Source organism: Streptomyces graminofaciens (genome assembly GCF_030294945.1).
Lineage (GTDB): Bacteria > Actinomycetota > Actinomycetes > Streptomycetales > Streptomycetaceae > Streptomyces > Streptomyces graminofaciens.
In genome coordinates this window covers 7,285,088-7,297,484 of the sequence record NZ_AP018448.1, presented here as the reverse complement: position 1 = coordinate 7,297,484, position 12,397 = coordinate 7,285,088, and the positions used below count along the sequence as shown (strand labels likewise).

The 12,397-nt window shown below is 71.1% G+C and carries 9 protein-coding genes; 8 read left to right on the top strand and 1 reads right to left on the bottom strand.

Annotation, left to right across the window (positions count from 1 at the left end; genetic code table 11):
• The first annotated feature begins 29 nt into the window (after positions 1-29).
• The 8 genes from SGFS_RS31705 to SGFS_RS31670 all read left to right on the top strand — a co-directional run bounded on the left by SGFS_RS31705 (position 30) and on the right by SGFS_RS31670 (position 11,846).
• On the top strand, positions 30-272 hold the full coding sequence (locus tag SGFS_RS31705; RefSeq protein WP_286255348.1) for a winged helix-turn-helix domain-containing protein: 243 nt from the start codon (positions 30-32) through the stop codon (positions 270-272).
• A 182-nt stretch (positions 273-454) separates the two neighbouring features.
• Entirely contained in the window at positions 455-1,927 is a 1,473-nt protein-coding gene (locus SGFS_RS31700; RefSeq protein WP_286255346.1) for an FG-GAP and VCBS repeat-containing protein, read from the top strand.
• A 479-nt stretch (positions 1,928-2,406) separates the two neighbouring features.
• Complete coding sequence (locus SGFS_RS31695; RefSeq protein ID WP_286255344.1) at positions 2,407-3,882, top strand: FG-GAP and VCBS repeat-containing protein; 1,476 nt, start codon at positions 2,407-2,409, stop codon at positions 3,880-3,882.
• Between the two features lie 78 nt (positions 3,883-3,960).
• A complete protein-coding gene (locus SGFS_RS31690; RefSeq protein WP_286255341.1) occupies positions 3,961-5,361 on the top strand; it encodes an FG-GAP-like repeat-containing protein in 1,401 nt (466 codons plus the stop codon).
• Between the two features lie 41 nt (positions 5,362-5,402).
• Complete coding sequence (locus tag SGFS_RS31685) at positions 5,403-6,833, top strand: FG-GAP-like repeat-containing protein (protein WP_286255339.1); 1,431 nt, start codon at positions 5,403-5,405, stop codon at positions 6,831-6,833.
• Between the two features lie 479 nt (positions 6,834-7,312).
• Complete coding sequence (locus SGFS_RS31680) at positions 7,313-8,767, top strand: FG-GAP-like repeat-containing protein (RefSeq protein ID WP_286255337.1); 1,455 nt, start codon at positions 7,313-7,315, stop codon at positions 8,765-8,767.
• A 232-nt stretch (positions 8,768-8,999) separates the two neighbouring features.
• Positions 9,000-10,415: an FG-GAP-like repeat-containing protein gene (locus SGFS_RS31675; RefSeq protein ID WP_286255335.1), complete on the top strand. Its 1,416-nt coding sequence runs from the start codon at positions 9,000-9,002 to the stop codon at positions 10,413-10,415.
• Positions 10,416-10,460: 45 nt separating this feature from the next.
• Entirely contained in the window at positions 10,461-11,846 is a 1,386-nt protein-coding gene (locus tag SGFS_RS31670; protein WP_286255333.1) for an FG-GAP and VCBS repeat-containing protein, read from the top strand.
• On the opposite strand, the gene SGFS_RS31665 is transcribed toward SGFS_RS31670, so the two are convergent.
• On the bottom strand, positions 11,840-12,397 hold the full coding sequence (locus SGFS_RS31665; protein ID WP_350284029.1) for a GNAT family N-acetyltransferase: 558 nt from the start codon (positions 12,395-12,397) through the stop codon (positions 11,840-11,842). The genes SGFS_RS31670 and SGFS_RS31665 overlap by 7 nt on opposite strands.

Below are 12,397 nucleotides of genomic sequence, written 5' to 3'. Positions count from 1 at the left end.
GAATGCCGTGGTCATCCACGCTGAAGTTCATGGAGCTTGATCGCACACGCCCGCTGTGGCGACAGATCGCAGCGGAGATCATCCGACGCATCCAGGACGGCACATATCCGCCGGGAAGCCGCGTGCCCTCCACGCTGGAAATCGCCCAGGAGTTCGGCGTGGTGAACGCAACGGCAGCGAAGGCCATGCGGCATGCACGGGAGCAGGGCTGGACACGAGGCGAAGTCGGGCTGGGGACCTTCGTCTCCGACCCCCTGCCGCCCTCCGCCTAGCCCCTCCCGCGCCAACAAATTTCTCGAACGCCCGTACAACTCTCCTGCCACCCCACCGGTCTCCTGTTCAGCAACGACCTCCCCACGCCCAGGCCAACTCCGGGTGAACCAGGGGGAGTTCGGACCCCCCATTTACTGTGGACGCCTACTACCAGGCGTCCCGCATGCCGCAGGAGACCCGCATGCACAAGCACCTGCGACTCGCCCTCGCGACGGCCTCCGCGGCCGCGCTGACCGGCGGTCTGCTCACCTTCACGGCCGCGACGGCGACCGCGGCCGACTCGGTCCACCAGCCCGTGGCCGACTTCAACGGCGACGGGTACGGCGATGTCGCGTACTCGGCCGTCGGCGCCAATGTGGGCGGCAACAATTTCGCCGGTCAGATCGTCGCCCTGTACGGCTCGGCGAACGGCGTGACGTCCACGAAGCGCACCACGATCAGCCAGAACACGCCCGGAATCCCCGACAGCGCCGAGACCGGCGACTGCTTCGGCCAAGACCCCGCCTACGGCGACTTCAACGGCGACGGCTACGACGACCTCGCCGTCTCCGCGGCCCTGGAGGACGCCGGCGGCGACAGGGACACCGGCACGGTCGTCATCGTGTGGGGTTCACCGAAGGGCCTGTCCGGCGCTACGACCCTGAAGGACCCGGCGCCCGTCACCCACGGCGACTGGGGCAAGTCCCTGGCCGCGGGCGACTTCGACGGCGACGGCAAGCAGGACCTCGCGGTCGGCACCGCTTCGAGAACGATCCACGTGTTCAAGGGCGGCATCGCCAAGTCCGGCAAGGCCGGCGGCCGCTACACCTTCGAGCCGCCCATCAAGTCCGAGGAATTCACCGGCGCGGTCAATCTCACCGCGGGCGCCGTCAACGGCGACAAGCGGACCGACCTGATCGTCACCGGCTGGGATCCCGACAGCGAGAAGCGCTTGATCGTCAACTACTACGTGCCCGGCACCGCCTCCGGCCTGTCCGTCTCCTCCGCCCAGCAGCTGAAGTCCGGAATCGTCAGCGGCATCGGCGACATCAACGGCGACGGCTACGGCGACATCGTGACCGGCGAGGATTGGGACCCGTCCGACGGCGACGTACTGTCCGGGCCCGACGCCGTCACCGGCGGCCAGGTCCACATCGCCTACGGCTCGGCCTCCGGCCCGGGCACGGCCGTCGCGGTGACCCAGGACACCGGCAACGTGCCCGACTCCTCCGAGATCCGCGACGAGTTCGGCAACGACCTGTCGCTCGGCGACATCAACGGCGACGGCTTCCAGGACCTGGTGGTCGGCGTGTCCGGCGAGAGCCTGAACGGTGTCGGCGACACGGGCGCGGTCACGGTCCTCTACGGCTCGGCCTCCGGCCTGGACACCGACTCCGGCCTCCAGCACTTCGCCCAGTCCACGGCCGGTGTGCCCGGCGCGGACGAGAGGTACGACCACTTCGGCTCCGAGGTGAAGCTCACCGACGTCACGGGCGACGGCAAGGCGGACCTCACGGTCGGGGCGTCCGGCGAGAACGGCGGCAACGGCCGGGTGGTCTACCTGCCCTCCGACGGCACGAAGATCACCACGACCGGCTCACGCACCCTCTCCGCGTCCTCCGTGGGCCTGTCGACGAAGGGATCACCCGGTTTCGGCGGGCAGGCCGCCAACTGACGTACGGCATAGATGAGTTGGGCCCGCGATCCGGTCACAGGAGTGCGGGCCCTTCGCCCCCTCCGCCCTCACCCCCCGCTCTCACCCCCGGCGGCGTTTCCACACCCGGTGCACCTTGACGAACAGCACGGCCGCGAGGAAGCCCACGGTGTTCAAGATGACGATCACCGCGGCCACGGTCCAAACGGTTTCTTGCATGACTTCACCCCGTTCTCGAACTCGTATGCCCCGGAGCTACCCGTTTCCGTGACGGCCGATGTGGCGCCCCCGAGCCCCATGGCCCCCCATCAACCCCACCACCCCCACCCCGCTCAAAAATTTCTCGAACTCCCGTACAACCCTCCCGCCCCCTCACCGGTCTCCTGTTAGCCAACGCCCTCCCCACGCCCAGGCAAACTCCGGGCGAACAGGGGCAGGACGGGCACCCCATTGACTGTGGACGTCTGCCAGGCGTCCCGCATGCCGCAGGAGATTCCCGCATGCACAAGCATTTGCGACTCGCCCTCGCGACGGCCTCCGCGGCCGCGCTGACGGGCGGGCTGCTCACCTTCACGGCCGCTACAGCCACGGCGGCCGACTCGGTCCACCACCCGGTGGCCGACTTCAACAACGACGGATACGGCGATGTCGCGTACGCGGCCGGAGCGGCCACCGTCGGCGGCAAGAAGGGCGCCGGTCAGATCGTCGCCCTGTACGGCTCGGCGAACGGTGTGACCTCGTCGAAGCGCACCACGATCAGCCAGAACACGGCCGGCGTGCCCGGCAGCGCCGAGACGAACGACGGCTTCGGCTGGCTCAGCGCGTACGGCGACTACAACGGCGACGGCTACGACGACCTCGCCGTCTCCGCGTACCTGGAGGACGTCTCCGGCGACACGGACGGGGGCACGGTCCTGATCGTGTGGGGCTCGGCGAGCGGTCTGTCCGGCGCCACCACGCTCAACGACCCGGCGCCCTCCTCCCACGACAAGTGGGGCAAGTCCCTGGCCTCGGGCGACTTCGACGGCGACGGCACGGAGGACCTCGCGGTCGGCGCCACCACGAGCACGATCCACGTGTTCAAGGGCGGCATCACCAAGTCCGGCACGGCGGGCGGCAGCTACACCGTCAAGCCGCCGATCATGTCCGGCAACGGCGCGGGCCCGATCAACCTCACCGCGGGCGACGTCAACGGCGACAAGAAGACCGACCTGATCGTCGACGGCTACGAGACGGACAGCGACTACGGCTGGAACGCCAACTACTACGTGCCCGGCACCGCCTCCGGTCTGAAGGTCACCTCCGCGCAGAAGCTGAAGCCCGGCATCGTCACCGGCATCGGTGACGTCAACGGCGACGGCTTCGGCGACATCGTGACCGGCGAGGAGTGGGACCCGTCCAAGGACGGCAGCGAGCCGTCCGTGCCGGAGTCCGCCACCGGCGGCAAGGTCCACATCATCCACGGCTCCGCCTCCGGCCCGGCCGGGGCCACGTCCGTCACCCAGAACACCGGCAATGTCCCCGGTTCCTCCGAGCGCGGCGACTTCTTCGGCAACGACCTGTCGCTCGGTGACATCAACGGCGACGGTTTCCAGGACCTGGTCGTGGCCTCGGCCGGCGAGAACCTCGGCGGCGTCGTCAACGCGGGCGCGGTGACGGTCCTCTACGGCTCGGCCTCCGGCCTGAACACCACCTCCGGCTACCAGTACCTCTCCCAGTCCACGGCAGGCGTCCCCGACTCTGACGAGAAGGACGACTTCTTCGGCACCGAGGTGAAGCTCACCGACGTCACGGGCGACGGCAAGGCGGACCTGACGGTCGGCGCGTACGGCGAGAACAGCGGCAACGGCTCGGTGACCTACCTGCCCTCCAACGGCACGAAGATCACCACGGCCGGCTCGCGCTCCCTGTCGGCGTCCTCGGTCGGCGTCTCGACGGACGCGGCCCCGCTGTTCGGCGGCAATGCCGCCAACTGACGTACAGCACTCATGAGTTGGGCCCGCACTCGGCAAGGGTGCGGGCCCTCCTTCCCCTCCGGCATCTGGAGCCCCACCGTGCGCATCCGTACCGCCGCGGCGCTCGCCGCCCTCCTCGTCGCGGGCCTGACCCCGCTGACGCTCACCACGCCCGCCTCGGCCGCCCCCGCCAAACACGCCGACGACTTCAACGGCGACGGCTACCGCGATGTCGCGATCGGTGCCTCCAACACCATGGTGGACGGCAAGATCACCGCCGGTGCGGTGGTCGTGCTGTACGGCTCGTCGTCGGGCCTGTCGGCGGGCAAGCGGTCCGTGATCACGCAGAACTCGCCCGGCGTGCCGGGCGTGGCCGAGGAGCTGGACCAGTTCGGCGCCTCGCTGGCCTCGGGCGACCTCGACAGGGACGGATACGCGGACCTCGTCGTCAGCGCCCCGAACGAGGGCCTCGGTGACTATCACGGCGTCGGTACCGCCACGATCCTGTGGGGCGGCAAGTCCGGCCTGTCCGGCGGCGCACGCGTGCCGCAGCCGGACTGGGTCTCCGAGGGGGGCGGCTACGCCATCGGCCTCGCGGCGGCCGACTTCGACGGCGACGGCGACACCGACCTGACGGTCACCAGCCGGCCGACCACCCGCGTCTTCGACGGCCCCTGGAAGCGCACGGGAGCCCCGGCCCGTGAGTACGACATCGACGAACTCGGCTCCACGCAGACCGTCTTCGCGGGCGACCTGAGCGGTGACGGCGCGGCCGAGCGGCTCTACCCGGTCGGCGTGACCGGCGACGAGGGCGGCGCGATCGGCTACCTCCGCTGGACCGGCACGGCGTACGAGACGACCGACCTGCCCACCGCCGACGGCGACCAGGGCGCGATCGGCGACGTCAACGGCGACGGCTACGGCGACCTGGTCCTCGGCAACATCTACAAGGGCGCGCACAAGGGCGGCGAGATCAACGTCTGGTACGGCGGCCCGACCGGCCCCGACCCGACGCAGACGCCGGTCACCATCCACCAGGACACGGGCGGGGTGCCCGGCAAGGGCGAGGGCGACGACTGCTTCGGCTGCGCGGTGAGCGTCGGCGACATCAACGGCGACGGTTACGCGGACGTCGCGGTCGGCGCCCAGAACGAGGACGTCGGCGGCAAGAGGAACACGGGCTCGGTGACCGTCCTGTACGGCTCCGTCGCCGGCCTGACCACGGCCGGCGCCACGTCGTACACGCAGGCCACGGCCGGGGTGCCGGGCACCGCCGAGTCCCAGGACTGGTTCGGCACGGCCGTCCGCCTGGTCGACCTCGACAAGAACGGCAAGGCCGACCTGGTCGCGACCGCCGAGGGCGAGAACGACGCCAAGGGCGCCGTCTGGGTTCTGCGCGGCACGGCGAAGGGCCTGACCACGAAGGGCGCGAAGAGCATCTCGGCGGGCGCCTTCGGCCTCCGCGGCGAGGTCAATTTCGGCTGGCCCATCGCCCAGTAACTCCCCTCTGTTCACGAGCACTTGAGGACTCGATAACCGCTATGCGCATCCGTACCGCCACGACGGCCGCGACCCTCCTCGCCGTCGTCGTGGCCCCCCTCACCCTGACGGCCCCTCTCGCCCACGCGGCGGACGCGGCCGCCCCGTACGACTTCAACGGCGACGGCTACCGGGACCTGGCGATCGGCGCCCCGGCCGCGACGGTCGGCGGCAAGTCGAAGGCCGGAGCCGTCTCCGTCGTCTACGGCGGCTCGACGGGCCCCGGCACGTCGAAGTACAAGCTCCTCACCCAGAACACGTCCGGTGTCCCGGGCGGCGCGGAGGCGGGCGACGCCTTCGGTACGGCGCTGACCTCGGCCGACCTGAACACGGACGGCTACGCGGACCTGGTCGTCGGGGCCCCCGGCGAGGACACGGCGATCGACACGAACGACGGCACGGTGGTGATCGTCTGGGGCAGCGCGTCCGGCCTCTCCGGCGCCCGCACCCTGACCAACGACGGCTCCGACGACACCGACCGCTACGGCCAGGCCCTGACCGCCGGTGACTTCGACGGCGACGGCGACCAGGACGTGGCGGTGGGCGGCACCGGCAAGTTCAACCTGCGCCTGACCGACGGCCCGTTCGCGAAGACCGGCGACTTCGCGGGCGGCAGCGGCACGGCCCTGGCGTACGCGCCGCAGCCGTTCGACGCGTCGTACGGCGTCGAGTACCTGTCGGCCGGCGACATCCAGAACGACGGCACGGACAGCCTCGTCATCCACGGCCGCGCCAAGGGCACCGACGACGCGCTCACGGCCGTGGGCAACGGCGACTACAGCTACTGGCTGGAGTACATCCCCGGCGGTCATGTCTCGTCCGTGGCCGATGTGAACGGCGACGGCAACGCGGACGTCGTGGTCGGCAACCACCGCGAGACGTCGGCCGACGCGTCCGGCGCCCTCGGCGGCGAGGTGACGGTGGTGTACGGCCAGTCGGTGACCGACGGCGTGGACGACTCCACCGGCAAGGAGGTCACGTACACCCAGGCCACGTCGGGCGTCCCCGGCACGGCGAAGTCGGGCGACGCCTTCGGCACCGGGGTGTCCCTCGGGGACGTGAACAACGACGGCTACGCGGACCTGGTCGTCGGCGCCCCCGGCGAGTCCTCCGCCGCCGGCGCGGTGACCGTGCTGTACGGCTCGGCGAGCGGCCTGACGACGACGGGCGCCACGGTGCTCTCCCAGTCCACGTCCGGCGTCCCCGGCTCCTCCGAGTCCGGCGACCGCTTCGGCGCCCGCGTCCTCCTCGCCGACACGACGAAGGACGCCAGGGCCGACCTGACCGTGACCGCCCCCGGGGAGAACTCGGGCGACGGCGCGGTGTGGTGGCTGAAGTCGGCGACCGCCTCCGGCGCGAAGTCGTTCGGGCCGTCGGCGGTGGGCGTCTCGACGTCGGGGGCGCCGGGGTTCGGGGCGGTGCTGGGCGGCTGAGCGGCACTCGGCTCAGCGCGATCGGCTCCATTCCCACGGCTGAGGACGACACAACTCCATGCGAGGCAAGCACACGACGGCAACGGCCCTCGCCGCCCTGCTGGCGGCGGGGGTGACCCCTCTCCCCCTTTCGGCAGCCCCGGCGCCGGCCGCCTCCACCTCCTCCCCGACACCCCGGCGGGCCCGACCGGCACCGGTTCCGGCATGCTGACGGTCGCGGACCTCGGCCTGGACCTCGGCCTGGACCTCGGCCTGGACCTCGGCCTGGGCGACCGCGCGTACTTCTCCGCCGTACCGGCGGACTGACTCCTCCCCGCCGTACCGACGAATCGATTCCTCCCCGCCGTACCGGCGGACTGACTCCTCCCCCGCCGTACTGGCGGACTGACCCCTCCCCCGCTGTACTGGCGGACTGACCCCTCCCCGCCGTACCGGCGGACCGATTCCTCCCGCGTCCACACGATCCGGAGCCCACCGTCATGAAGCGCCCTCTCGGCACCACCACGGCCCTCGCCGCCCTCCTGGCCGCGGGCCTGACTCCGCTGGTCCTGGCCGGCCCCGCCTCCGCCGCGCCTTCCGGTCTCCAGGGGGACTTCAACGGCGACGGCTACCGCGACGTCGCGATCTCCGCGTCCGACACGACGGTCAACGGCAAGACCTACGCGGGGCAGGTCGCCGTCGTCTACGGCTCCGCGAGCGGCCTGAACCCCACCACACGGACCGTCATCAGCCAGAACACCGCCGGAATCCCCGACACCGCCGAGAAGGGCGACCAGTTCGGCGAGCAGCTCGCCACCGCCGACCTCAACCGGGACGGCTACAGCGATCTCGTCGTCGGCGCGCGGCACGAGGACGCGGGCAGCAAGAAGGACTCCGGCACCGTCGTCATCGTCTGGGGCTCCAAGTCCGGTCTCTCCGGCGGTACGACGGTGAAGAACCCCGCGCCGCAGTACGGAAGCTACTTCGGCATGAGTGTCGCCGCGGCCGACTTCACCGGTGACGGCAAGCCGGACCTCGCGATCTCCGCGCAGAGCTCGTCGGGCTCCCCGACCGACCGGATCCGCCTGGTCCGCGGCCCGTTCACCAAGTCCGGCAGCACCGGCGCCGTGACCTCGTACTCCCCCGGCGTCGACCGGCCCTCCCTCACCGCGGGCCGGGTCGACAAGAACGCCAAAGCCGACCTGGTCGTCACCGGCCTGCAGCCCGACGGCGACCGCCTCGCCGCCGCCGTCTACTACAAGGGCACGTCGAGCGGTCTGAGCAAGGGCGCGAAACTCCGGGCCGGCACGACGGCGGCGATCGGCGACCTCGACAAGGACGGCTACGGCGACATCGTCATCGGCAACCCGCTGGACGACGACGTCGACCCGTCCGGCTCCAGGGGCGGCGAGATCAGCGTCATCTACGGGACGTCGTCGGGCCCGAGCGCCGACCGCCGTACCACCCTCACCCAGAACAGCTCGGGGGTGCCGGACTCCTCCGAGCACATCGACCAGTTCGGTGCGGCCGTCGCGGTCGGCGACCTCGACAAGGACGGCTACGCGGACCTCGCGGTCGGAGCACCCGGCGAGTCCTTCGGGGACGACACCCACTACATCTCCTCCGCGGGCACGATCACCCTGCTGCGGGGTTCGTCCTCCGGGGTGGCCAGGACCGGCGCGGTGCTGCTGACCCAGGACAGCCCCGGGGTACCGGGCGACCTGGAGGCGCTCGACGCCTTCGGCGCGACCCTGCTCGCGTCCGACGTCGACGGGGACGGTCACGCCGACCTGACGGCGATCGCCGCCCAGGAGAACGAGGCGGGCGCCGCATGGCACCTGCCCGGCGCCAAGGACGCCCTCTACTCGACGACCGGGTCACAGAGCTTCGGCCCCACGGGGGTCGGACTCTCCACCAATCAGCACGGGGCGTTCGGCTCGGATCTGGCGGGTTAGGACGTCCCGCGCCCCAGCGGCACACGGGACCCGGCACACGGGTCCCGGCACACGGACCCAGCACACGGGTCCCGGCACAGGGTCCCGTGACCCGGGACCCCAAAAGTTCACCCGCCTCCCGTACAACCCTCCTCCACCACCACCGGTCTTCTGCTCGCACGTTGCTCACGTCTTACGGCAGTTGGGCCCGCGCCCCACGCGACGCGGCCCTCCTCCCTCTCCTGGAGTCTCCTTGCGCACTCGCCCGTTCCTCATGGCCGCCGGTCTGCTCGCCTCCGGTCTGGCCCCGCTCGCCCTGGCCACGCCCGCGACCGCCGCCGTCGCCAAGTACTCCGACGACTTCAACGGCGACGGCTACCGCGACCTCGCGGTCGGCGCGAGCGCCACCGATGTCGGCAGCGCGTCGAACGCCGGCGCGGTGGTCGTGCTCTACGGCTCGTCGTCCGGCATATCGGCCGCCAAGCGGAGCGTGATCACGCAGAACACGACCGGAGTCGCCGGTTCGGCCGAGGACGGGGACTACTTCGGCAGCGCCCTGGCCTCCGCCGACTTCAACAAGGACGGCTACGCGGACCTCGCGGTCAGCGCGACGGGCGAGGGCCTCGGCGGCAAGGAGCACGTCGGCCAGGTCACCGTCCTGTGGGGCGGCTCCTCGGGCCTGAAGGGCGGCACGGCCCTCCCGCAGCCGTCCATCACCCCGGAGACCGGCTACTCCCAGGGCCTCGCCGCAGCCGACTTCAACGGCGACGGCTCGCCCGACCTCACGGTCACCGGCATGCTCCACAACCGGCTGTACGAGGGCCCGTTCAAGAAGAGCGACGGCACCGCGGCGAGCATGCGCTTCATCGACGGCGGCCCCTTCGAGGTCGCCGCGGGCGACATCACCGGGAACGCGGCGGCCGAGCGGGTGTTCCCGTACACGACCGAGTCCGACCCCGGCGGCCAGATCAGGTACCGCACGTTCGACAGCAAGGAGGACGTCCTCGTCGACATGCCCGCCGCCAGCGGCAGCGGCCCCGTCACCATCGGCGACATCAACGGCGACGGCATCGGCGACCTCGTCCTCGCCCAGGACTTCGACCCGGCCAACCAGGGCGGTACCGGCCACCTCGGCGGCCAGGTGGAGATCTGGTACGGCGGCAAGGGCGGCCCCGACCTCACCCAGACGCCGACGGTCATCAACCAGGACACCCCCGGCGTCCCCGGCACGGGCGAGGAGGGCGACGGCTTCGGCCGCTCCCTCAGCATCGGCGACATCAACGGCGACAAGTACGCCGACCTCGCGGTCGGTGCCCCCGACGAGGGCTGGAGCGGCAAGCCGTTCGCCGGCACGGTCACCGTCCTGTACGGCTCGGCCTCCGGTCTGACCACGTCCGGTGCCAAGACCTACAGCCAGGACACCGCGGGCGTCCCCGGCACCGCCGAGCGCCAGGACGGCTTCGGCGGCGCCGTCCGCCTGATCGACCTCAACAAGAACGGCAAGGCCGAACTCGTCGTCGGGGCCCCCGGCGAGGACGCCAAGGGCGCGCTCTTCGTCCTGAACGGCACCGCCAAGGGCCTGACCACGACGAACGCGAAGAGCATCTCGACGGCGAACGTCGGCCTCAAGAACACGTCGTACAGCTTCGGCGCACCGATCGCGCAGTAGCCCCTGGCCCGCCCACCGACTCGGCTCCCCCCTCCAAGGATCCTCATGAGAATCCGCACCGCCACGGTCGCCGCCACGCTGGTCGCGGCGACCGTGACCCCCCTCTCCCTCTCCATCGGCCCCGCCTCCGCCGCGCCCGCCGAGTACGCGGACGACTTCAACGGCGACGGATACCGCGACTACGCGACCTTCTCGTACGGCCCCGAGGGCGCCAGCAAGGGCGGCGGCATCCTCGTCACCTTCGGCACGGCGACCGGCGCCCCGGGCACGAAGACCCAGTTCATCGACCAGGCCGGCGCGGGCGTCCCCGGCACGGACGAGACCGACGACTTCTTCGGCGAGTACCGCACGGCCGCCGACTTCAACGGCGACGGCTACGGCGACCTCGCCGTCTCGGCCAACGGCGAGAACGTCGGCAAGTACAAGGACAACGGCACGGTGACCGTCCTCTGGGGCGGCGCGAAGGGCCTCTCCGGCGGCACGACCGTCCCGGACAAGGGCCCGAAGGGCGTCTCCGGCCGGGCCACCGACCTCGCCACGGGCGACTTCAACGGCGACGGCAAGCAGGACCTGGCCCTGGTCCGCGACAGCAAGACGTACGTCTACCGGGGCTCGATCGGCAAGTCGGGCGTGAAGGGCTCGGTGACGGTCCTGGACAAGGACAACTCGTCCTTCTACTCCACCGCCGTCATCACCGGCAAGGTCGACAAGGACGGCAAGACCGACCTGGTCATCATCGGCGACGTCGTAACCGACAAATACATCGCCTCCGACGCCTGGTTCATCAAGGGCGGCAAGGCGAAGCTCTACCCCGGCAAGACCCTCCGCCTCGAATCCGTGAAGGGCAACGGCGGCCAGGCCGACCGCGGCGGCGACGGCGTGATCGCCGACTTCGACAAGGACGGCTACGGCGACATCGCGATCGGCACACCGCTGTACGACAAGTACCGGGGCCGGGTGACGGTCTGGTACGGCGCCGCCTCGGGCCCCTCGTCGCAGTCGGCCCGCTTCACCCAGGCCACGAAGGACATCAAGGACACCCCGGAGGTGGACGACTCCTTCGGCGCCTCGGTCTCCGCCGGCGACGTGAACGGCGACGGCTACCGGGACCTGGCGATCGGCGCGTACGGCGAGAGGCTGGGCAACCAGCCGTACGCGGGCGCCGTCCACGTCCTGTACGGCACCAAGTCCGGCCTCACCGCCAAGGGTTCCCAGTGGTTCGCCCGCAACACCCCGGGCGTCCCCGGCGGCCTGGACGACGACTCCTTCGGCGGCACGGTACGCCTCCGCGACACGAACGGAGACGGCAAGGCGGACCTGCACGTGACGGCGAACTACGGGTCGGTGGTGCTACGGGGTTCGGCGTCGGGGGTCACGACGGCGGGGGTGGAGTCGGTGAACGGGGAGATCGTCGCGGGAATGCTTCAGTAACGACGAACGACGGCAGACCTGCGGACATGCAGATGTCCCTCCGTCCTGAAGTGCGGAGGCTGAGCCGGTAGCACGGAGTGCAACACGTACCGGCTCTTCTCCGCGACCCGGCAGGACGCGAGATTCCCCGAGGCGTGGAACAACTCGAGGCGGGCCAGGGGCAACAGCCCCTGCCCCCCGAGCGCCCAGGCCGACACGGCATCCAACGCACGGGGAGCGACCCCGCGCCCCCTGACCTCGGCGGAGGTCCAGTAGCCGACCTCGGCCACGCCTCCCGATGACTCCACGACCTTGACCACGACATGCCCGACGGGACGACCAGCGCCTTCGAGCACGGCGAAACCGAGCCGGGTACGACTGGCCCACCCCTCACTCTGCTCGTCGACCCACCGCCGAGCGTCGTCCTCACTGTCCAGATGCGTGACCAACCAGCGGCGCATACCGGGATCCCGATGAGCGACCACGAGCGCCGCCGCGTCGTCGGGCCGCCAGGGGCGGAGGGTGAGTGCGGGGGCGGTGGGGGTGGCTGCCGCCGAGAGCCGGACGGTCAC